This is a genomic window from Paraburkholderia kirstenboschensis (assembly GCF_032806925.1).
GTDB lineage: Bacteria > Pseudomonadota > Gammaproteobacteria > Burkholderiales > Burkholderiaceae > Paraburkholderia > Paraburkholderia kirstenboschensis.
Map to the genome: position 1 here is coordinate 2,394,542 of NZ_CP136513.1, position 21,294 is coordinate 2,415,835.

A 21,294-nucleotide genomic window follows, 5' to 3' on the forward strand; every position below is an offset into this window, starting at 1 on the left:
GGATTTTTCCTTCACGTCGCTTCTACCGCCGCTAGTTTGCTCGAATGGAGTCGCCATTTACAAGGGCCGATTGCCAAAAACCGTGCGAAGCCTTTGATAGCTCAGGGTTTCTCCGTACGGATCGCAAACTTTTTCCCACATCCTTATAAGTGTCCCCTCCGTTATTCGTGCCTTTTGCTCACTTTTGCTCAGCTAATGCGTATTTTGATAATTCAACAAATCAAACCGGATTAGGGATATCGATAAAGAGGTGCTCGATATCGAACTGCTCGGACAGGTGCTTGCCCACCGCCTGCACGCCTAGGCGCTCCGTTGCATGATGCCCCGCCGCCAGAAACGCGACGCCGCTTTCCGCCGACGTGTGCATGACCGACTCCGACACCTCGCCGGTCAAATAAACGTCGGCGCCGGCGTTGATCGCCGCGTCGAACATGCCTTGCGCAGCGCCCGTGCACCATGCGACGCGGCGCAGGCTGCGATCCGGGTCGCCGAACACGAGCGGCGTGCGGCCGAGCGTCTGCTCGATCTCGGCGGTGAAGTGCGCGAGCGTGATCGGCATCGCAAAAGTGGCGAGCCAGCCGAGGTCGTTCTCGCCGAAGCGAGCGTCGCTGATCCAGCCCATCTTCGCGCCGATCTGCGCGTTGTTGCCAAATTCGGGATGGTCGTCGAGCGGCAAGTGGTAAGCGAACATGTTCAGGTCGTTCGCGAGCAGCAGCTTCAGGCGCGCATATTTGCGGCCGGTGATCTGCGGCGCCTCGTTGCGCCAGAAGTAGCCGTGATGGACCAGCACGGCGTCCGCGCCCCAGTCCAGCGCGGCTTCCAGAAACGCCACCGACGCGGTCACGCCCGTTGCGAGCTTGTTGATCTTGCGACGCCCTTCGACTTGCAGACCATTGGGGCAATAGTCCTTGAAGCGCGCGGTTTCAAGGAGATTGTTCAAGTACAATTCAAGTTCGATCCGATCCATATAAACCTCTAGTCTTCAGATGCTTAGACGCTTTTGGCTGTTCTTTGCCCAAGCGGTGACTGTGCTGTTGGCGCTGATGTTCATCATCGCGACCCTCAAACCGCAGTGGCTCCAGCGTCAAGGGCAATTCGGCAAGCAACTTGCCGAACCGATCGTCGCCTTGCGGGAGGTGGCGCCTGGCATCGGTAGTGGGCCCGCAACGGCGTCTTATGCAGACGCCGCTCAAAAGGCCATGCCTGCGGTCGTCAATGTGTTTTCCAGCAAAGATGGCTCACTGCCGCCAGATCCGCGCGCGAAAGACCCGCTGTTCCGCTACTTCTTCGGCGACAAGAACAATCGCAAGCAGCGCGAGCAACCGGCCGCGAACCTCGGCTCCGGCGTGATAGTGAGTTCGGAAGGTTACATTCTAACGAACCAGCACGTGGTCGACGGCGCCGATCAGATCGAAATCGCGTTGGCCGACGGCCGCACCACGAACGCCAAGGTGATCGGTATCGATCCGGAAACGGATCTGGCCGTGCTGAAGGTCAATATGACCAACCTGCCCACCATCACCTTGGGCCGCATGGAACAGACCCGCGTGGGCGACGTCGTGCTCGCGATCGGCAATCCGTTCGGCGTCGGGCAGACGGTCACTATGGGCATTGTCAGCGCGCTCGGTCGCAACCATCTCGGCATCAATACGTTCGAAAACTTCATTCAGACCGACGCGGCGATCAATCCCGGCAATTCGGGCGGCGCACTGGTCGACGTGAACGGCAATCTGCTCGGCATCAACACCGCCATTTATTCACGCTCTGGCGGTTCGCTCGGCATTGGCTTCGCGATTCCGGTGTCGACGGCGCGCAGTGTGCTGGAGAGCATCATCACCACGGGTTCGGTCACGCGCGGCTGGATCGGCGTCGAGCCGCAAGATGTGACACCGGAGATTGCCGAGTCGTTCGGGCTCGAGCAGAAGTCGGGGGCGATCGTTGCGGGCGTGCTGAAGAACGGTCCGGCCGACCGCGCCGGTATCAAGCCGGGCGACATTCTAATGAGCGTGAACGGCCAGGAAATCACCGACACTACCCGCCTGCTGAATGTGATCGCGCAGATCAAGCCGGGCACGGCCGCGAAAGTGCATCTGGTGCGCAAGAACCGCGAGCTCGATCTCGACGTGACCATCGGCAAGCGCCCGCCCCCGCCGAAACAACCGGTCGAGGACAGCGATCAACAGGACGACGACGGCGGTTAACGGTCTGGCCGGTGGTAAGTCCATGCTGGCTTGAGGCAGAACGCAGAAGGCAAAAAGGGCAGTCCATGACGGACTGCCCTTTTGTTTGGCCGCGCGGCGTAATCACTGACGTGGGATTGCCGCGGAATCACCGCCCCCTTGCCACCGAGCTGAAGAGCCACGCAAACACCGCAGCCCGCTCACATCAAGCCGGCGGAGTCGCGTCTTCGACAACTGCCGGCTGTTTGCCGACGATCAACCGCGCGGCGATGATCCCCGCCTCGTACAGCACGATCAGCGGAATGGCGAGAATAAGCTGCGAGAACACGTCTGGCGGCGTGACCACCGCCGAAATCACGAACGCGCCGACGATCACATACGGCCGGATCTCCTTGAGCTTCTTCAGCGTCACTACGTTCATGCGCACCAGCAGCACGACGACGATGGGTACTTCGAACGTCACGCCGAACGCAATGAACATGGTGAGCACAAAGCTCAGGTAATTGTCGATATCGGTCGTCATCTCCGCGCCCAACGGCGCGTTGTAATGCGCCATTACGCGAAAGATAGTCGGGAACACCACGAAGTACGCGAACGCCATGCCGCACAGAAACAGCGTATAGCTGCTGCCGACCAACGGCCCGACCAGTTTCTTTTCATGCTGATAAAGACCCGGCGCGACGAACGCCCAGATCTGATAAAGCACGATGGGCAGCGCGATCACGAAAGCCACCAGCATGGTCACTTTCATCGGCACGAAAAAGGAGCCGGTAACGTCGGTGACGATCATCTTGCCGTCTTTCGGCAGGTTCTGCATCAGCGGGCGCGCCAGCAGCCGGAAGATGTCCGGCGCCCAATACACTAACCCAACGAACACCACGATGACGGCAAGGCCCGCGCGGATGATGCGGTCGCGCAATTCAACGAGGTGAGAAATGAAGGTCTCTTCAGCGCCTTCGTCCTGACTTTTCTGGGGGTCGCTCACACCGGCCCTCGGTTAGAGATTGTCGTTCTGGTCATCAGAAAAACCGCGTCGGACGACGCATGCTGGCAGGCGTATGCCGCGCGACGCGCGCCGCGCCCGACTGCACGCGCGTGCGGCGCGTGGTTGCGCGCTTGTACCAGGCTGGCATTGCGGTTTGCTTGACGCGCCAGTTCTTGCGCTTGGGCGCCCCGGCTGGCGTGCTGCCTTGCCACGAAGTATTGACGGCGTCTTCGACCGCACCGCCGGCAATGCTAGGCGACACCGACGTGCCGCTGTTCCACGCGTCGTTCAGTTCGGCCTCATGCTTGCGCAGGTTCTCCTGAACGGAGGTCTGGACATTGGTGGCCGCCGTTTCGAACTCGGTTTTCATGCGACGCAATTCGTCGAGTTCGATTTCGCGCGTGACTTCAGACTTGACGTCGTTGATATACCGCTGAGCGCGGCCAAACAGCGCGCCGGCCGTGCGGGCGACGCGCGGCAAACGCTCAGGGCCGAGCACGACTAGCGCGACGACGCCAATCAGCGCCATCTTGGTTAGACCGAGGTCCAGCATGGAGGGAAATGTCCGTCAGTAACGCGGTTGGCCCGCGGCTTAGCGGTAATCGCCCGAACGCGGGGCCTTTTCCTTTGCTTCCACATCGACGGCGCCGTTGCGCGGCAGTTCGCGCTGCTGCGCGTCGGCCGGCGTTTCACCTTCCTTCATGCCTTCCTTGAAGCCCTTTACAGCGCCACCCAGGTCGCCGCCGATATTGCGCAGTTTCTTCGTGCCGAACACGAGCGCCACGATCAGCAACACGATCAACCAATGCCAAATACTCAACGAACCCATGACTACTCTCCTTAACCCCGACGCCGCACGTGATGCGGCAAAAATCGTCTGCCTTGCGGCGTGAATCGAAGCGCATGCGCTTCTTCTACGTTACAGCGGCACTGCCGCCCTCGCCGCCGACTCCACGACACAGGCCATATTGTGGCCATGCAATCGCGTCGCCGAAATTACAACGCAGCAAAAACAACGCCGACCCCATTGGCCGCTCGCCCGATCTGCGCAGTCAGCCCATGCGCTGCCACGGACGCGGCCCCGCCAGAATGTGCGCGTGCAGGTGATAAACCTCTTGCCCACCGCCCGGCCCCGTATTGATGACCGTGCGGAAGCCCGTTTCGCCACCTGTGTACGCCACGCCCAACTGGTCGGCAAGACGCGCCGTCAAAACGAGCATTCTACCAAGCAGCGGCGCATCGCTCTCTGTGCAGTCAGTAAGAGTGGCAATGTGCTTGCGCGGGATGACCAGCACATGGGTCTCGGCCGCCGGACGAATGTCGCGGAAGGCGACGAACTCGTCGTCTTCGTGCACTTTGGTCGACGGAATCTCGCCGGCGGCGATCTTGCAAAAGAGGCAGTTCGGATCGTGACTCATCGTATTCCTGACGCGGTAAGGCTAGAGCGTAAAGCGTGACTGGACGCGGCGCGGCGCGGTTCCGCCGCTGTCCTTAACATCGGACGAATTCAGAACCACGAACGCGGATTCGCGAGCGGCTTGTTATCGTACAGATACAGCCACCCTTTGATAATACGGTACAACATCCAGATGCTCACGGCCCACAGCACCGGAATACCGATCACCACGAACAGCAGCAGCCCGCCTATCGCGTAACCCAGCAGGCCGATCCAGAACGTGCGGATCTGCCACTCGAAGTGCGCTTCATAAGGCGTGCCTGCCGCGTCGCTCCGCTTCACGTAATTGATGATGATCGCGACGATGATCGTCAGCCCGCCCGTCAGCCAGTGGACCGCATACAGCGCGTACAGCACATGCGTCAGGGTGCGCAGGCTGCGTTCCCGCTCCGGCTCGATTGCGTGGCGATACGCGGGCCGCGGATAACTCTCGTGCGACTGTTCCATGCTTGCGTCCTCCAGAGGATGCGTTTGCGATGCGTTCAGTGCAATGTGGGCTCCGGCGCTCGTCACTTCAAGGCAGTGCGGGCAAACACCGACGAAAAAACGCGCGTCAGTCACCGTTCTGCTCGCGTTCGCGGCTCTTGCGCAGCGCCTTTTCTTCGATGCCGGACATACCTTCGCGACGCTCGAGTTCGGCGAGCACGTCGGCTGGGCTCAGATCGTAGTGCGAGAGCATCACGAGGCAGTGAAACCACAAGTCCGCGACCTCGCCAACGAGCGCCTTCGTCTCGCCGCCGTGGCGCGTGTCCTTGGCGGCCAGCACGACTTCGGTGGCCTCTTCGCCGATCTTCTTGAGCACCGCGTCGTCGCCTTTGTGGAACAGGCGCGAGACGTACGACACGTCGGGGTCGCCGCCCTTGCGGCTGTCGATGATCGCCGCAAGGCGCATCAGCGTGTCGGTGGTGGACGGCGTGGCTTGCGTGGTCTGCGTCATTTGTAGATGTGTTCGGGGTCTTTCAGCACGGGATCGACGGCGACCCAGTCGCCATCTTCCGCTGTGCCTTCGAATTTCTGGAAAAAGCACGAGTGGCGGCCGGTGTGGCACGCAATGCCGGACACCTGCTCCACCTTTAGCAGCACGACGTCTTCGTCGCAATCGAGCCGCACTTCATGCACATGCTGCACATGGCCGGATTCTTCCCCTTTGAACCACAGGCGCTGGCGCGAGCGCGAGAAGTACACCGCGCGGCCCAGTTCGATGGTCTTCGCCAGTGCCTCGCGGTTCATCCACGCGAACATCAGCACGTCGTTCGTCGACGCTTCCTGCGCGATAACCGGCACGAGGCCGTTCGCGTCCCATTTGACCTTGTCGAGCCAATTGACTGCCGTTGGATTCACCACGTCACAACCTCACTGAAATGCCTTGCTCGGCCATGAAGCGCTTGGCCTCGCCCACCGTGTGCTCGCCATAGTGGAAGATGCTCGCGGCAAGCACGGCGTCTGCGTGGCCGCTCCTGATGCCGTCGGCGAGATGCTGCAGGTTGCCGACGCCGCCCGAGGCGATCACCGGAATCGGCACCGCGTCGGACACCGCGCGCGTGAGCGCGAGGTCGAAGCCGCTCTTTGTGCCGTCGCGGTCCATGCTGGTCAGCAGGATTTCGCCCGCGCCGAGTTCGGCCATCTTGCGCGCCCATTCGACCGCTTCGAGGCCGGTGGCCTTGCGTCCGCCGTGCGTGAAGACTTCCCAGCGCGGCGTCTCGCCGTCCGCGGAAACGCGCTTGGCGTCGATCGCGACGACAATGCACTGCGAGCCGTACTTGTCGGTGGCGTCTTTCACGAGCTGCGGATTCGCGACCGCCGACGAGTTCATGCTGATCTTGTCCGCGCCCGCGTTCAGCAGACGCCGCACGTCTTCGACGGCGCGCACGCCGCCGCCGACCGTCAGCGGAATAAAGACCTGCGAGGCAACCGCTTCGATGATCGGCAGGATCAGATCACGCTGATCCGAGGTAGCGGTGATATCGAGGAAAGTGAGTTCGTCCGCGCCCTGATCGTCGTACCGACGCGCGATTTCGACCGGGTCGCCCGCGTCGCGCAATTCGACGAAGTTGACGCCCTTGACCACGCGGCCAGCGGTGACGTCGAGACAGGGGATGATGCGTTTAGCTAGAGCCATGATCTTGCAATTCTGCCAATACCGCTGATGAGGCCGCTCATTTCGACGTGAAGCGAGCGGCATGGTCCGACGCGGGAGGCCGCGCCACGCCGGAAGTGTTTGCGCAACCGAAACGGGAACCGCTACGGGAGCGCGCCGCCGGCACACGCCGCATGTGCGCTCGAGTGCCAGAAGCGATCAGAGCGCGATCGCATCAAGCCCACCAGTCGCACCGCGACGAAACTGGCGCCGGGGTTTAAGCGTCGTCCGATTCGCGCAGCCGGTCCGCCAGTGTTTGCGCAGCCGCAAAGTCGAGGTCGCCCGAGTAAATTGCCCGGCCGCAGATCACGCCTTCGATGCCTTCGTCCTCGACTTCGCACAGCGATTCGATGTCGGTCAGGTTGGACAGCCCGCCGCTCGCGATCACCGGAATCTTCACCGCGCGCGCAAGACGCACGGTGGCCTCGATGTTGATGCCTTGCAGCATGCCGTCGCGGCCAATGTCCGTGTAAATGATCGACTCACAGCCGTAATCTTCGAACTTGCGCGCGAGATCGGCGACTTCGTGGCCCGTGAGCTTGCTCCAGCCGTCGGTCGCGACCTTGCCGTCTTTGGCATCCAGACCGACGATGATATGGCCGCCGAACGCCGTGCACGCGTCCTGCAAGAAGCCTGGATTCTTCACCGCCGCCGTGCCGATGATCACGTACTCCAGACCGTCGTCCAGATAGCGCTCGATCGTGTTCAGGTCGCGGATGCCGCCGCCGAGCTGCACGGGAATCTCGCCGCCCACTTCCTCGATGATCGCGCGAATCGCCTCTTCGTTCCTCGGCTTGCCGGCGAACGCGCCATTCAGGTCGACGAGGTGCAGACGGCGCGCGCCGCGCTCGACCCAATGTCGGGCCATAGCCGCCGGTTCCTCGGAGAATATCGTCGCCTGGTCCATATCGCCCTGTTTGAGGCGTACACACTGACCGTCTTTCAGGTCGATGGCGGGGATCAGCAGCATAGCAATCGGGTGTTGTGTGGGAAGGGGTTGAAGGTCGGCGGCAGCGGCTGGCAGGTCAGCCCGCGAGAACGCCGTCTCGCTAGTTTAGTACAACTCTTTCGGCGGCCTTGCGTACCGGCAGGACCGCGCGAAATCGCGGTGCAAAAGCTGTGGCGCGCGGCAAACGTCCCGCTCGTGGCGGAACGACGCACGGCAACGGAACAGAAAAAGGCGCTCACGGGTTCCAGTGCACGAAGTTGCGATACACGCGCAGCCCTGCGTCGGCGCTCTTTTCCGGGTGGAATTGGGTCGCGAAGATGTTATCCCGCGCCACCGCCGAGGTAAAGGGCACACCGTACACGGTTTCGCCGGACGTATGCGCGGCATTCTCCGGCACCACGTAGTAGCTGTGCACGAAGTAGAAGAACGCGTTGTCCGCCACGCCGTCCCACAGCGGATGCGGCTGCGCCTGACGCACGCGGTTCCAGCCCATTTGCGGCACCTTGAAGCGCGAGCCGTCGTCCTGCACCCGGCCTTCCAGATCGAAACGCAGCACCTTGCCCGGCAACAGTCCGAGTCCCGGCGTATTGCCCTCCGCGCTCCAGTCGAACAGCATCTGTTCGCCGACGCAGACGCCCATCAGCGGCTTCACGCGCGACGCTTCGACGACTGCTTCCTGCAAGCCGGACTCCGCGAGACTGCGCATGCAATCGGGCATCGCACCCTGGCCCGGCAACACCACGCGGTCGGCCGCGCGAATCGCTTCGGGCTGGTCGACGATCGCCACGTCCGCTTCCGGCGCGGCTTTGCGCAATGCCTGCGCCACCGAGCGCAGGTTGCCCATTCCGTAATCCACAATCGCTATCGAAGTTTTCATTTCAAGTTAGGCAGCAAAGCCTTCAATCCATCGACGATGAATTCCACCGCCAGCGCCGATAACATCAAACCCATGAGCCGCGTGCCGATGTTGATACCCGTGCGACCAACCCAGCGGGCAATCGGTTCGGCAAGACGCAGCGAAAAAAAGCAGATCGCCGCCAGCACCGCGCCGATCACGATCAGGCTGATCCGGTCGTACCAGTGCGGCGAGCCGGCTGCATAAATGATCGTGGTGCTGATCGCGCCCGGGCCGGTCAACAGCGGAATCGCCAGCGGCACGACCGCGATGTTGTCCTTCTGCTCCGCCTCGTGGCGTTCTTCGGGCGTCGAACGGCTATTGCCGATCTGCGCGTTCAGCATGTTGATCGCCATCAGCAGCATGATGATCCCGCCGCCCACTTCGAGCGAACCGACCGAAATGCCGAAGAAGCTGATGATCTGCTGCCCGAGCATCGTGGTTATCGCAATCACGCAGAACACCGAAATCGCCGCGATCCGAATGGTCCTGCGCCGCTCGACGTCGCTCTGATTCGCCGTCAGGCTCATGAAAAATGGAATCGCGCCGATCGGATTGATCAGCGCAAGCAGCGAGATAAACGACTTCAGAATATCCATTGAACACCGGGCGCGCGCACTGCGCGATCCCGATCCTGGTAAATGCGTCGCTTAAAGGCTGCCCTTGGTCGACGGAATCTGTCCCGCCGCGCGTTCGTCCTGCTCCACAGCCATGCGCAGCGCACGGCCGAAAGCCTTGAACACCGTTTCCATTTGATGGTGAGCGTTCAGGCCGCGCAGGTTGTCGATATGCAGCGTGACGCCCGCGTGGTTGACGAAGCCGCGGAAAAATTCGATCGACAGATCGACGTCGAACGTGCCGATGCGCGCGCGCGTGAACGGCACGTGAAATTCGAGTCCCGGACGGCCGGAAAAGTCGATTACGACACGCGAAAGCGCTTCGTCGAGCGGCACGTACGAGTGGCCATAGCGGCGAATGCCCTTGCGGTCGCCGATTGCTTTTGCCACAGCCTGACCGAGCGTGATGCCGGTGTCTTCGACAGTATGGTGGTCGTCGATATGCAGGTCGCCATGCGCTTCGATGTCGAGATCGAACAGGCCATGCCGCGCGATCTGGTCGAGCATGTGGTCCAGAAACGGCACGCCGGTGGCCAGCTTTTGCTGACCGGTGCCGTCCAGATTGATCTTGACACGGATCTGCGTTTCGCTGGTATTGCGAACGACTTCCGCAAGGCGCATGGTAATTCCTCGAATCTAGCTGTGAAGCGATAGTAGTGTGGGATGGGAGCGGCGAGCCGCTGCTTGTCGCAGTTCGCTCAGTGCAGCACGACTCAGTGCAGCACGAGTTTCAGTGCGGCGAGCAATTGGGCGTTTTCTTCGGGAGAACCGACTGTCAAACGCACGCAATTGGCGAGCAGTGCATGCATTTTACTCACGTTTTTGATCAAAACCCGCGCGGCGAGCAGGGTTTCGAACAGAACCGAAGCGTCGGGCACGCGCACCAGCAGAAAGTTGCCGGCGCTCGGGAACACTTCGGCACCCGGCAATTCGGCCACAGCCTGCGCGAGTTTCGTGCGCTCGTCACGCAATTGCGCGGCTTGCGAGTCCAGCACGTCGACGTGATCCAGCAGGAAGTCCGCCGCCGCCTGGGTCAATACGTTGGTGTTGTAGGGCGGGCGCACCTTGTCCAGTTCGGTCAGCCAGGCGGGCTTACCCACCAGATAACCGAGACGGATGCCGGCCAGACCGAGCTTCGACACCGTGCGCATCACGACGACGTTGTCGAACGCGTCGGCGCGCGGCAGCCAGCTTCGCTGCGCGAACGGCTGATACGCTTCGTCGATCACCACGAGACTTTTCGTCGCCGCGGCGATAATGCGCTCCATGTCGGCGTCGTCGAATAACGTGCCCGTGGGGTTGTTCGGGTATGCGAGATAGACGACCGCCGGCTCGTGTTCGGCGATTGCCGTGAGCATGGCTTGCGTGTCGAGCGTGAAATCGGCCTTCAGCGGCACACCGACGAACTCGAGGTTCGCCAGCTTCGCCGACATCTGATACATGACGAAGCCCGGCACCGGCGCCAGCACCTTGGCGCCCGGCTTCGCGCACGCGATCGACACCATACTGATGATCTCGTCGGAGCCATTGCCGAGCAGCACGTCGCAGCCGGCCGGCACGCCCATTACGCGTTTGATTTTCTCTATCAGCGCTTCTGGGCGCGGCGCCGGATAACGGTTCAGCGCGACACCCGCCAGATGCTCGCCCAGATGCGCGGCCAGCACCGGCGGCAGCCGAAACGGGTTTTCCATTGCGTCGAGCTTGATGTAGCCGGTCGCGTCCGGAACGGGATAGCTCGTCATCGCGAGCACGTCGCGGCGGATGATGTCTTGAGGTGTCGTCATAGGTCAGTTGGCCGGCCGCGCGCGCCGCATGCATCGGGCGCATGGAACGCATCGGACGCGCCTTGTTTCGCAGCGGCTCGCCGCGTCGGGTTGGTCTGCGTTGTCGTTATTGGATACGAATTCGTCAAACGGGAGTTGCCCGGTAAGCGGCGGACCGTGTGGCATCAATACATCGGCTTGATGCCGGTCCCTTCTTGCGGCGGTTCGCGGCGCCGGGCACATGAGCTGCCTGGGCCGCCCGGCTGGTCAGCTGGTTGGCCGCGTAGCCGCCTTGCCGCTCCAGCCGCGCTCAGCCGCTATGCCGCATCCGGTACTCGGCGCTGCGCGCGTGCGCCTGCAAGCCCTCGCCGTAAGCGAGCTCGGCGGCGATCTCGCCGAGCGTCTGCGCGCCTTCCGCGCTCACTTCGATCACGCTCGAGCGCTTGAAGAAATCGTAGACGCCCAACGGCGACGAGAACCGTGCGGTGCGAGACGTGGGCAGAACGTGGTTCGGCCCCGCGCAGTAGTCGCCGAGACTCTCGCTCGTATAGCGGCCGAGGAAAATTGCGCCCGCATGGCGAATCAACTGCCCCCACTGATGCGGCTCCAGCGCCGAGATTTCGAGGTGTTCCGGCGCGATGTCGTTGGCGATCGCGCAGGCTTCCGCCATATCGCGCACCTTGATGAGCGCGCCGCGCCCTTCCAGCGACGCCTGGATGACGTCCCGGCGCGGCATGGTGGGCAAGAGTTCGTTGATCGCGTCGTTCACGCGGCCGATGAACGCGTCGTCCGGGCACAGCAGGATGGACTGCGCGAGCTCGTCGTGCTCGGCTTGCGAGAACAGGTCCATCGCGACCCAACGCGGGTCGGTCGTACCGTCGCACAGCACGAGGATTTCCGACGGCCCCGCGATCATGTCGATGCCGACGGTGCCGAACACGCGTCGCTTGGCCGACGCCACATACGCATTGCCGGGACCGCAAATCTTGTCGACTGCGGGCACGGTTTGCGTGCCGTACGCAAGCGCGCCGACGGCCTGCGCGCCGCCAATCGTGAACACTCGATCCACGCCGCCGAGCAAGGCCGCCGCCAGCACGAGCGGGTTCTTCACGCCGTCCGGCGTGGGCACCACCATGACGATTTCGCGCACGCCGGCCACGCGCGCCGGAATCGCATTCATCAGCACCGACGACGGATACGCTGCCTTGCCGCCCGGCACGTAGATACCCGCGCGATCGAGCGGCGTGACCTTCTGGCCGAGCACGGTGCCGTCGGCTTCCGTGTATTGCCAGCTATGGCTGCCGCACTCGATCTTCTGCTTCTCGTGGTAACCGCGCACGCGCGCCGCCGCGGCTTCGAGCGCCGCGCGGCGCTTCGGCTCGAGACCTTCGAGCGCCGCATCGAGCTCAGACATCGGCAGCTCTAACGCGGCAACGCTGTTCGCGCTCAGACGGTCGAAGCGGTTCGTGTATTCGAGCACCGCCGCGTCGCCGCGCGCCTTGACGTCGCTGAGAATCTGCGCGACCGAGCGCTCGATTGCTTCGTCTTCGCTCGCCTCGAACGCGAGCACCGCATGCAGCGACTTCTGGAAGTCGCGAGCGGTGGAATCGAGTTTGCGAATCTTGATAGACATACGGGTATCCGTTTCGGTAAGGCGCGCTTTAGAGCCTGGTCACACTGGCTCGATCCAACTGTCAGGCCGCGGCAAGGCCGGCTTTCGTCGCGCGTTCGAACGCGTCGAGAATCGGCCGCAATGCGGCGCGCTTGAGCTTTAGCGCCGCCTGGTTCACAACGAGGCGCGACGAAATCTGCATGATCTCCTCCACCTCCACGAGATTGTTAGCGCGCAACGTGTTGCCCGAACTGACCAGATCGACGATCGCGTCCGCGAGACCGACGAGCGGCGCCAGTTCCATGGAACCGTACAACTTGATCAGGTCGACGTGAACACCCTTGGCGGCAAAATGCTCACGTGCGGTCTCGACGTACTTGGTTGCCACGCGCAAGCGGGCGCCCTGGCGCACCGCGTTCGCATAATCGAAACCCGCCGCGACCGCGACCGACATGCGGCAGCGCGCGATATCCAGATCCACCGGCTGATACAGCCCGCTGCCGCCGTGTTCGAGCAACACGTCTTTGCCCGCCACGCCGAAGTCGGCCGCGCCGTATTCCACATAGGTCGGCACGTCCGTCGCGCGCACGATGATCACGCGCAGATTGGCGTCGGTGGTCGGCAAAATCAGCTTGCGCGAAGTCTCCGGGTCTTCGGCTACTTCGATGCCGGCTGCGGCCAGTAGCGGCAGCGTTTCCTCAAAGATACGCCCCTTCGACAAAGCAAGCGTAAGCGGCGCGCTGGCCGCCGGCGAGCTCGACGTTTGCGGCATCGAACTCATGCCTGGCTCCCGGCGATGCGGCGCACCTTTGCGCCGATCGCGTTGAGCTTGGCTTCCATGCGGTCATAGCCGCGGTCCAGGTGATAAATGCGGTCGATCAGCGTCTCGCCTTCCGCGCGCAAAGCAGCGATGACGAGACTGGCCGACGCGCGCAGGTCGGTTGCCATCACCTTGGCGCCGGAGAGCTTGTCGACGCCGGTCACGAGCGCGGTCTTGCCGTCCGTGGTGATGTTAGCGCCGAGGCGGTTCAATTCCTGCACGTGCATGAAGCGATTTTCGAAGATCGTTTCGACAACCTGCGCCTTGCCGTCCGCCACCGTATTCAGCGCCATGAACTGCGCCTGCATGTCGGTCGGAAACGCCGGGTACTCGGACGTGCGAAACGACACCGCATTCGGACGCTTGTCCATGCGCACGCGCATCCAGTCGTCGCCTTCTTCGATTGTCACGCCCGCTTCGCGCAATTTGTCGGTCACCGCTTCCAGAATCTGCGGACGCACGTGGCGCAAAGTGACGTCGCCGCCCGCCGCGGCCACCGCGCACAGGAACGTGCCGGCTTCGATCCGGTCCGGAATCACGGCGTGCTTCGCGCCATGCAGCTTGTCCACGCCCTGAATGACGAGGCGGTCAGTGCCGATGCCCTCGATCTTCGCGCCCATCTGCACGAGCAGATGCGCAAGGTCGCCGACTTCGGGTTCGCGCGCCGCGTTTTCGATGATCGTCTCGCCTTCCGCGAGCACCGCTGCCATCAGCAGGTTTTCGGTTCCGGTCACCGTGATCATGTCGGTGATGATGCGTACGCCCTTCAGACGCTCGGCGCGCGCTTCGATGAAGCCGTGCTCGATGGTGATCTCCGCGCCCATCGCCTGCAGGCCCTTGATGTGCTGATCCACCGGGCGCGCGCCGATCGCGCAACCGCCGGGCAGCGACACGCGCGCGTGGCCGAAACGCGCGACCAGCGGGCCGAGCACGAGGATCGACGCGCGCATGGTCTTCACCATCTCATACGGCGCGACGAGGTTGTCGACCTTCGATGCGTCGAGCGACACGCGTCCATTGCCGCTTTCGATGCGCACGCCCATCTGGCCGAGCAGCTTGAGCATCGTGCGCACGTCCTGCAAATCGGGCACGTTATCCAGTTCCACCGGCTCCGCGCTCAGCAGACTCGCGCACAGGATCGGCAACGCCGCGTTCTTCGCGCCCGAGACAACGACCTCACCCGACAGCGGGTAGCCACCTTCAATGACGAGTTTGTCCATGCCTGTCTGTTCCTGATCGACCCGGACTTCAGCCGGGACTGCTTTGATTGTGTTCGACGCGCCGCTGCCGGCGTCGCGCCCTTCCTGAGTAATTCGCACTAAATTTCCAGATTACGCGTTCTGCCATTCGGCGGGCGTCAGCGTTTTCATGCTGAGCGCGTGGATTTCTTCGCGCATGCGGTCGCCGAGCGCCGCGTACACGAGTTGATGACGCTGGATCAGCCGCTTGCCTTCGAAGCTCGGGGAAACGATGGTCGCAAAGAAATGCTGACCGTCGCCCTCGACTTCGAGATGCTGGCAAGCGAGTCCAGCGGCGATGTATTGCTTGACCTGTTCGGGAGTCGGCAACATGAGAAAAGCTCCTGTCAGTGCCGCAGTTTGTAGCCGGACGCGAGCATGCGCATCGCCACCACGGCCAGCACCACGAAGAAACCGGCGACGATCGCGAGGCTCACGAGCGGATTGATATCCGACATCCCGAAGAAACCGTAGCGAAAGCCGTCGATCATGTAGAAAAAAGGATTGAGCCGCGACACTTCGCGCCATACCGGCGGCAGCGTATGTGTGGAGTAGAACACGCCCGAGAGAAACGTGAGCGGCATGATCAGAAAGTTCTGGAACGCGGCGAGCTGGTCGAACTTCTCGGCCCAGATGCCCGCGATCAGACCGAGCGTGCCGAGAATCGCGGCGCCGAAAATGGCGAACAGAATGATGTAGAGCGGCGCCGTGAAGCTGATCGGCACGAACCAGATCGTCACGATGAACACGCCGAAGCCGACCGCGAGTCCACGCGCGACCGCCGCGAGAACATAGGCACCGAACATCTCGTGATGCGACAGCGGCGGCAACAGCACGAACACCAGATTACCGGTGATTTTCGACTGGATCAGCGACGACGAACTGTTCGCAAACGCGTTCTGCAGCACGCTCATCATCACGAGTCCGGGAATCAGGAAGCTCGTGTATTCGACGCCCGGATAAACCTGTACATGGTCGCGCAAAGCGTGGCCGAAAATCGTCAGATACAGCAGCGCGGTGATGACGGGCGCCAACACCGTCTGGAACGACACCTTCCAGAAGCGCAGGATTTCCTTGTAGAACAGCGTGCCGAAACCGCTATAGCCGCTCATGCGAGCCCCTCGATCACTTCGGGACCGTTCATCACCTGAACGAAAACGTCTTCGAGGTCGGCTTTGCGGACCTCGATTTCTTCGAATGTGCACCCCGCCGCACGGCATTGCGCGAGAATTTTCTCGACCTCGTCATAGCTCGTGAGACGCAGCAAGTGCTGACGGCCATTGCCGTTGCCCGCGCCGCCCTCGGCTTCGAGCGGCCGCAGTTCGGCCGGCAACACGCCTTGCGCGAAGCGCACGAACAACTGCATGCCGGCGAAGCGTTGCAGCAGGATGCTCGTGCGATCGAGCGCCACCACTTCGCCGCGACGCAGCATCGCGATGCGGTCGCACAGCGATTCGGCCTCTTCGAGATAGTGCGTGGTCAGCACGATGGTGTGACCTTCGCGATTCAGGCGCGAGATGAATTTCCACAGCGTCTGGCGCAATTCGACGTCGACGCCGGCGGTCGGTTCGTCGAGCACGATTACCGGCGGGCGGTGCACCAGTGCCTGCGCAACCAGCACGCGGCGCTTCATGCCGCCCGACAGTGCGCGCATGTTGGCGTCGGCCTTGTCGGTGAGATCGAGATTGGCCATGATTTCGTCGATCCACGCGTCGTTGTTGCGCAGCCCGTAATAGCCGGACTGGATACGCAACGTTTCGCGCACGGTGAAGAACGGATCGAACACAAGTTCCTGCGGCACCACGCCGAGCGCTCGGCGAGCCGCGCGGAAGTCGCCGACGACGTCGTGGCCGCGCACCGCGATGTTGCCCTCGTCCGCGCGCGCGAGGCCCGCGAGAATGCTGATGAGCGTTGTCTTGCCCGCGCCGTTCGGACCCAGGAGCCCGAAGAACTCGCCTTCTTCCACTGAGAGGCTGACGCCCTTGAGCGCCTGCAAGTCTTTGTAGCGCTTTTTGACGTTACGAATTTCTATGGCTGACATGACAGTGCGCCGCGTGCGGCGCGGCGCTTAAAGGAGCCCTGGGCGGGCGCACGAATGCGGGAAATAAACGGAATTGGGGCCGGTTAGGCGGTCCGAACCGCGCCCCAAAAAACGCTTGATTATAGGGCAAAAGCAGAGGCCCTATCTCAGTAGCGGGGAGTGCCGAGCGGCGCGATGAACGCGTCAGGCGAGCGTCAATGTCGCGCCGACAACAGCGTATCGACGCCGTAGGCTTGCGCAAGACTGGCAAGGCCAGCCGGCAGATTGAGGATCTGGAAGGCGGCGCCGCGAGCCTGAGCGGCTCGCTGCCATGCGAGGAGCACGGCGAGCGCCGACGAATCGAACTGCGTAAGCGGCGCGCAATCGACGGCGCCCGCGCCAGCGGCGATCCGCTCGAGACCCGCCGCAAGCGCGGCATTCGCGCTCGCATGGGTCAGCGTCGCGCCGCTCGCGAAGCGATTGACGACGGGGCTCAGCACTTCGCTCACGACTGCTTGCCCGCAGCGAGCTGCTGGTTGCGCTGCGTGAGGAACTGGATCAGCCCGTCCACGCCCTTCTGCTGGATCTGCTCGTTGAACTGCTGCTGATACGCCTGGATCAGCCACGCGCCGAGCACGTTGATGTCATAAACACGCCAGCCTTGCGGCGTCTTGTAGAGACGATAGTCGAGCTGGATCGGCGAGCCGTTGTTCATCACGACGGAGCGAACCACCGTGTCGGTGTCGTCAGGGTTCATGCGGAACGGCTTGTACTGGATCTGCTGGTCGCGCACCTGAGCAAGCGCGCCCGAATACGTGCGGATCAGCAGCATCTTGAACTGCTCGACGACCTGGTTCTGCTGCTCAGGCGTCGCCGTGCGCCAGTTGCGGCCCATCGCCAGCTGCGTGGTGCGGCGGAAATCCGTGTACGGCAGGATCTTCTGGTTGACGAGCTGAGTGATGTGCGAGATGTCGCCCTGCTGGATCGACTTGTCGGCCCGCACCGCGTCGATCACCTGCTGGGTGACCGTTTTGATCAGCACGTCCGGCGCGCTACTGTCGACGGTTTGCGCCGATGCACCAACACTTGTGAACGAGAACAGCGCAGCAAACAACGGAATCAGGAAAAATTTTTTCATATCGAGCCTTGCGTAAAAAATAGTGCAACCGTTTGAACCGACATTAACACGCGAGTTCAGCGGCAATCCATGCGCAAACTGCGAGAGTCGTATCGATCTGTTACGGCCACGCTGTCAGCGCAATTTGAATGACGGAATGTTGAACCGCGTGGGCGGCACAAGCTGGCCCGCCGGGATCTGCGTAGTTTCCGGGCCGCCGTTCAGATCGAGCGGCGGCGTTTCCGAACTGCCCGAAGCGGACTCGGGCGCGGCGGCGTTGTTAGCCGTTCCGGTTCCCGAAGCGGCTTGCGGCGGCGTCGCGGCGCTCGCACCCGACGCGGCCGACGCCTTTGCGGCAGCACCGCTCGTTCCAGCAGCGCCCGCCGCTCCCGTCACCGCGCCTGCCGGCGCACCGGCGGCCGTGCCGTCGACGTCTTCGTATTTCGGCAGCGGCGCTTCGTCGCCATAGTTCGGCAACGCCTGCGACTGCTTGCCGTCCGACAGCAGATACTGACGCCGCTGCAAATATGCGTTACGCACGAACGAATATTTGTCGAGCGCGGCGCCTTCCAGCACGTCGCTCGCGTTAAGCAGATTCGCGCGCGTATTGACGATGTTCAGGCCATACAGCGCCCAGCTCAAACCCGCCGGATCGATATAACTGAGCGGGTTCACATAGTAATTGCCGATGGAACCCACCGCGTCGCGCACCGTGCTCGGCCCGAACAGCGGCAGCACCAGGTACGGACCTGCCGGCACGCCATAGTGGCCGAGAGTCAGGCCGAGGTCGTTGTCGTGCTTGGGCAGCTTGGCGAGCGTCGCCACGTCGAACAGACCGCCGACACCGAAGACCGTGTTGATCACGATCCGCATGATGTCCTGCACGCCGTCGGTGATCTTCAGCTGCAGCAGGTTGTTGGCCGCGATGTAGACGTCGCCGATGTTCGAGAAGAAGTTCGTCACGCTGTCGCGAATCGGCTGCGGCGTGATGAACACGTAACCCTTGGCGACCGGCTTCAGCGCGTACTGGTCGAGCTTGTCGTTGACCGTGAAGATCGTGCGATTCAAGCCTTCGAGCGGATCGCCCTTGGTCGGCGTCTGCACCGTGGTACAACCGGCGAGCAGCGCGGCGGCGACGGCCAGTTTGGCCACCCGGAAGGCGCTTGCGCTCCCAGCGTGTGAGGTCTGCATTATTGTTCTCCTTATTGACCGGCCGAGCCGGAAGCGGGTAAAGCCGCCGCTGGCGCCGGAGCAGGTGCCGCGGATCCCGCGCCCGGCTTGGACGCCCCCGAATCAGCCGCTTTGCTATAGAGGAACTGCCCGATCAGGTTTTCCAGCACGATTGCCGATTGCGTCATCGAGATCGTGTCGCCAGCTTTAAGCATCTCGGAGTCGCCGCCCGGCTCCAGCCCAATGTATTGCTCGCCGAGAAGGCCCGAGGTCAGGATCTTTGCGGACGTGTCTTTTGGAAACTGGTATTGCTTGTCGAGGTCGATGGTAACGACCGCCTGATAGGCGTTGCTGTCGAAACCAATCGAGCCGACGCGGCCAACCGTCACGCCCGCGCTCTTCACGGGCGCGCGCGCCTTCAATCCGCCGATATTGTCGAATTTGAGCTTGACCGGGTAGGTTGCCTGGAACGACAGCGAGCTCATGTTGCCGGCCTTGAGCGCGAGAAACAGCAACGCCACAAAACCCAGCACCACGAACAGGCCGACCCAGAAGTCGAGAGCAGTCTTTTTCATCGTCATCCCAAAGTGAATCTGCCGCGCCGCCGTTACTCCGCCGCGCGCGCCACTGACGCGCCGCAGCGGAAAACATGCAGCGCAGTCTTAGCTGAACATCAGCGCGGTCAGCAGAAAATCGAGGCCAAGCACCGCAAGCGACGCGTACACCACGGTCTTCGTCGTGGCGCGCGACACGCCTTCCGGCGTCGGCTTGGCTTCATAGCCCTGAAAGAGCGCCACGAACGTGACCGCGAGACCGAACACCACGCTCTTGACGACACCCGCGCCCACGTCGCGCCAGACGTCCACGCCGCCTTGCATTTGCGACCAGAACGCGCCGGCGTCCACACCGATCAGCAGCACGCCGACCACGTAGCCGCCCGCAATGCCTACCGCGCTGAAAATCGCGGCGAGAATCGGCATGGCGATAATGCCGGCCCACAGTCGGGGCGCGACCACGACCTTGACCGGGTCGACCGCCATCATTTCCATCGCGGTCAATTGCTCGCCGGCCTTCATCAGGCCGATTTCTGCGGTGAGCGAGGTGCCCGCGCGACCGGCGAACAGCAGCGCCGTGACTACAGGCCCGAGTTCGCGCACGAGCGAAAGCGCGACCAGCAGCCCAAGCGCCTGCTCGGAGCCGTAGCGATTCAACGTGTAGTAACCCTGCAGACCGAGCACGAAGCCGACGAACAAGCCCGACACCGCGATGATCACCAGCGAATAATTACCTACGAAGTGGATCTGCTTCGTGACAAGACGCGGGCGGCGCAGCAACGGGAAAAACTCGAGCACCAGGCGCATGAAAAAGCGTGTTGCATAGCCGGCCGTGCCGAGCCCGTCGAGCACCGAGCGGCCGAGCGAGCTGATCAGTGAACCGATCATGACTGACCTCCGCCGACGCCGAAATCCGCCGCCAGCGGCGTCTTGCTCGGATAGTGAAATTTGAACGGGCCGTCTGGCGCGCCGTCGATGAATTGCCGCACCGTCGGATCATTGGACGCACGCAGTTGCGCGGGCGTGCCCTCGGCATGGACGCCGCCGTTGGCCAGGAAATAAACGTAATCGGCGATGGCGAACGATTCCGGCACGTCGTGCGTCACCAGAATAGACGTCGCGCCGAGCGCCTGATTGAGCGCCCGGATGAGGTTCGCGGTGATGCCGAGCGAAATCGGATCGAGACCGGCGAACGGCTCGTCGTACATCATCAGTTCGGGGTCGAGGGCGATGGCGCGCGCGAGCGCCACCCGCCGTGCCATGCCGCCCGAAATTTCCGACGGCAGCAGGTCGCGCGCGCCACGCAGGCCGACGGCGTTGAGCTTCATCAGCACGAGGTCGCGGATGAGTTCCTCGGGAAGCTCGGTATGCTCGCGCAGCGCGAACGCGACGTTCTCGAACACCGACATGTCTGTAAACAGCGCGCCGAACTGGAACAACATGCCCATCTTGCGGCGCAGCGCGTACAGGCCTTCGCGCGTCTGTGCGCCGACGTTCTCGCCGTCGAACAGGATCTCGCCGCGCTGGGCGCGCACCAGACCGCCGATCAGCCGTAGCACCGTGGTCTTGCCGCAGCCCGAGCCGCCCATGACCGCGACGACCTGACCGCGCTTGAAGCGCAGGCTCAGGTTCGACAGGACGAGCCGGTCGCCATAACCGAAGTCGACATTGCGCAGCTCGAGTAAGGTCTCGGAGGGGGAAGACACTGACTGACAGTCCTTTTACACGGAAGGCCGAATTATAGGGCCATCATGCAAAAGTTGCCGTGAGGGGCCCTGTGC

At 62.6% G+C, this 21,294-nt stretch carries 27 protein-coding genes; 1 reads left to right on the forward strand and 26 read right to left on the reverse strand.

Annotated elements, in window-relative coordinates:
- Window positions 1–220 precede the first annotated feature (220 nt).
- Window positions 221–967, reverse strand: a complete 747-nt coding sequence (locus RW095_RS33365; RefSeq protein ID WP_128590040.1) for a Nif3-like dinuclear metal center hexameric protein — start codon at window positions 965–967, stop codon at window positions 221–223.
- A 19-nt stretch (window positions 968–986) separates the two neighbouring features.
- On the opposite strand from RW095_RS33365, the gene RW095_RS33370 reads away from it, so the two are divergent.
- Window positions 987–2,201, forward strand: coding sequence for a Do family serine endopeptidase (locus tag RW095_RS33370; protein ID WP_128590043.1), 1,215 nt, complete (start codon window positions 987–989; stop codon window positions 2,199–2,201).
- A 184-nt stretch (window positions 2,202–2,385) separates the two neighbouring features.
- Here the strand turns inward: RW095_RS33370 and tatC are convergent, their stop codons facing one another.
- The 25 genes from tatC to RW095_RS33495 all read right to left on the reverse strand — a co-directional run bounded on the left by tatC (window position 2,386) and on the right by RW095_RS33495 (window position 21,219).
- A complete protein-coding gene (gene tatC, locus RW095_RS33375; protein ID WP_027779461.1) occupies window positions 2,386–3,165 on the reverse strand; it encodes a twin-arginine translocase subunit TatC in 780 nt (259 codons plus the stop codon).
- Between the two features lie 34 nt (window positions 3,166–3,199).
- Window positions 3,200–3,718 carry a Sec-independent protein translocase protein TatB gene (gene tatB / locus RW095_RS33380; RefSeq protein ID WP_317020152.1) on the reverse strand — a complete coding sequence of 173 codons (519 nt, stop codon included), beginning with the start codon at window positions 3,716–3,718 and terminating at the stop codon, window positions 3,200–3,202.
- A gap of 39 nt (window positions 3,719–3,757) precedes the next feature.
- The gene (tatA, locus tag RW095_RS33385; protein ID WP_128588598.1) at window positions 3,758–3,994 is read right to left on the reverse strand and encodes a Sec-independent protein translocase subunit TatA; all 237 of its coding nucleotides are present in this window, start codon (window positions 3,992–3,994) and stop codon (window positions 3,758–3,760) included.
- A gap of 223 nt (window positions 3,995–4,217) precedes the next feature.
- Window positions 4,218–4,583: a histidine triad nucleotide-binding protein gene (locus tag RW095_RS33390; RefSeq protein WP_317020153.1), complete on the reverse strand. Its 366-nt coding sequence runs from the start codon at window positions 4,581–4,583 to the stop codon at window positions 4,218–4,220.
- Window positions 4,584–4,672: 89 nt separating this feature from the next.
- Window positions 4,673–5,068 carry a DUF4870 family protein gene (locus RW095_RS33395; protein WP_128595906.1) on the reverse strand — a complete coding sequence of 132 codons (396 nt, stop codon included), beginning with the start codon at window positions 5,066–5,068 and terminating at the stop codon, window positions 4,673–4,675.
- A gap of 106 nt (window positions 5,069–5,174) precedes the next feature.
- On the reverse strand, window positions 5,175–5,558 hold the full coding sequence (locus RW095_RS33400; RefSeq protein ID WP_317020154.1) for a phosphoribosyl-ATP diphosphatase: 384 nt from the start codon (window positions 5,556–5,558) through the stop codon (window positions 5,175–5,177).
- The gene (gene hisI / locus RW095_RS33405) at window positions 5,555–5,965 is read right to left on the reverse strand and encodes a phosphoribosyl-AMP cyclohydrolase (protein WP_193414856.1); all 411 of its coding nucleotides are present in this window, start codon (window positions 5,963–5,965) and stop codon (window positions 5,555–5,557) included. The genes RW095_RS33400 and hisI overlap by 4 nt, the downstream gene beginning before the upstream one ends.
- A gap of 1 nt (window position 5,966) precedes the next feature.
- Complete coding sequence (gene hisF / locus RW095_RS33410; RefSeq protein WP_317020155.1) at window positions 5,967–6,740, reverse strand: imidazole glycerol phosphate synthase subunit HisF; 774 nt, start codon at window positions 6,738–6,740, stop codon at window positions 5,967–5,969.
- A gap of 235 nt (window positions 6,741–6,975) precedes the next feature.
- The gene (gene hisA, locus RW095_RS33415) at window positions 6,976–7,728 is read right to left on the reverse strand and encodes a 1-(5-phosphoribosyl)-5-[(5-phosphoribosylamino)methylideneamino]imidazole-4-carboxamide isomerase (protein ID WP_020070648.1); all 753 of its coding nucleotides are present in this window, start codon (window positions 7,726–7,728) and stop codon (window positions 6,976–6,978) included.
- A gap of 214 nt (window positions 7,729–7,942) precedes the next feature.
- Window positions 7,943–8,584, reverse strand: coding sequence for an imidazole glycerol phosphate synthase subunit HisH (gene hisH / locus RW095_RS33420; RefSeq protein ID WP_317020156.1), 642 nt, complete (start codon window positions 8,582–8,584; stop codon window positions 7,943–7,945).
- Complete coding sequence (locus RW095_RS33425) at window positions 8,581–9,201, reverse strand: MarC family protein (protein WP_020070646.1); 621 nt, start codon at window positions 9,199–9,201, stop codon at window positions 8,581–8,583. The genes hisH and RW095_RS33425 overlap by 4 nt, the downstream gene beginning before the upstream one ends.
- A 51-nt stretch (window positions 9,202–9,252) precedes the next feature.
- Window positions 9,253–9,840 carry an imidazoleglycerol-phosphate dehydratase HisB gene (hisB, locus tag RW095_RS33430; RefSeq protein WP_317020157.1) on the reverse strand — a complete coding sequence of 196 codons (588 nt, stop codon included), beginning with the start codon at window positions 9,838–9,840 and terminating at the stop codon, window positions 9,253–9,255.
- 92 nt (window positions 9,841–9,932) lie between these two features.
- On the reverse strand, window positions 9,933–11,003 hold the full coding sequence (gene hisC, locus RW095_RS33435) for a histidinol-phosphate transaminase (RefSeq protein WP_317020158.1): 1,071 nt from the start codon (window positions 11,001–11,003) through the stop codon (window positions 9,933–9,935).
- A 289-nt stretch (window positions 11,004–11,292) separates the two neighbouring features.
- Window positions 11,293–12,615 (reverse strand): histidinol dehydrogenase, encoded by a 1,323-nt coding sequence (gene hisD, locus RW095_RS33440; protein WP_317020159.1) that lies wholly within the window; start codon window positions 12,613–12,615, stop codon window positions 11,293–11,295.
- A gap of 61 nt (window positions 12,616–12,676) precedes the next feature.
- Window positions 12,677–13,375 carry an ATP phosphoribosyltransferase gene (gene hisG / locus RW095_RS33445; protein ID WP_317020160.1) on the reverse strand — a complete coding sequence of 233 codons (699 nt, stop codon included), beginning with the start codon at window positions 13,373–13,375 and terminating at the stop codon, window positions 12,677–12,679.
- Complete coding sequence (murA, locus tag RW095_RS33450; protein ID WP_317022773.1) at window positions 13,372–14,634, reverse strand: UDP-N-acetylglucosamine 1-carboxyvinyltransferase; 1,263 nt, start codon at window positions 14,632–14,634, stop codon at window positions 13,372–13,374. Before murA ends, hisG begins: the two co-directional genes overlap by 4 nt.
- 111 nt (window positions 14,635–14,745) lie before the next feature.
- Entirely contained in the window at window positions 14,746–14,985 is a 240-nt protein-coding gene (locus RW095_RS33455) for a BolA family protein (protein WP_006052280.1), read from the reverse strand.
- Window positions 14,986–14,999: 14 nt separating this feature from the next.
- Window positions 15,000–15,764, reverse strand: coding sequence for an ABC transporter permease (locus tag RW095_RS33460; RefSeq protein ID WP_317020161.1), 765 nt, complete (start codon window positions 15,762–15,764; stop codon window positions 15,000–15,002).
- Window positions 15,761–16,693: an ABC transporter ATP-binding protein gene (locus tag RW095_RS33465; protein ID WP_317020162.1), complete on the reverse strand. Its 933-nt coding sequence runs from the start codon at window positions 16,691–16,693 to the stop codon at window positions 15,761–15,763. Before RW095_RS33465 ends, RW095_RS33460 begins: the two co-directional genes overlap by 4 nt.
- 194 nt (window positions 16,694–16,887) lie before the next feature.
- The gene (locus RW095_RS33470; protein WP_317020163.1) at window positions 16,888–17,181 is read right to left on the reverse strand and encodes an STAS domain-containing protein; all 294 of its coding nucleotides are present in this window, start codon (window positions 17,179–17,181) and stop codon (window positions 16,888–16,890) included.
- Window positions 17,178–17,810 (reverse strand): MlaC/ttg2D family ABC transporter substrate-binding protein, encoded by a 633-nt coding sequence (locus tag RW095_RS33475; protein WP_317020164.1) that lies wholly within the window; start codon window positions 17,808–17,810, stop codon window positions 17,178–17,180. The genes RW095_RS33470 and RW095_RS33475 overlap by 4 nt, the downstream gene beginning before the upstream one ends.
- A gap of 114 nt (window positions 17,811–17,924) precedes the next feature.
- Window positions 17,925–18,980, reverse strand: a complete 1,056-nt coding sequence (locus tag RW095_RS33480; protein ID WP_317020165.1) for an MlaA family lipoprotein — start codon at window positions 18,978–18,980, stop codon at window positions 17,925–17,927.
- An 11-nt stretch (window positions 18,981–18,991) separates the two neighbouring features.
- Window positions 18,992–19,534: an outer membrane lipid asymmetry maintenance protein MlaD gene (gene mlaD, locus RW095_RS33485; protein ID WP_317020166.1), complete on the reverse strand. Its 543-nt coding sequence runs from the start codon at window positions 19,532–19,534 to the stop codon at window positions 18,992–18,994.
- An 87-nt stretch (window positions 19,535–19,621) separates the two neighbouring features.
- Window positions 19,622–20,389 carry a lipid asymmetry maintenance ABC transporter permease subunit MlaE gene (gene mlaE / locus RW095_RS33490; protein ID WP_128595913.1) on the reverse strand — a complete coding sequence of 256 codons (768 nt, stop codon included), beginning with the start codon at window positions 20,387–20,389 and terminating at the stop codon, window positions 19,622–19,624.
- Window positions 20,390–20,397: 8 nt separating this feature from the next.
- Window positions 20,398–21,219, reverse strand: a complete 822-nt coding sequence (locus tag RW095_RS33495) for an ABC transporter ATP-binding protein (protein ID WP_317020167.1) — start codon at window positions 21,217–21,219, stop codon at window positions 20,398–20,400.
- Window positions 21,220–21,294: the final 75 nt, after the last annotated feature.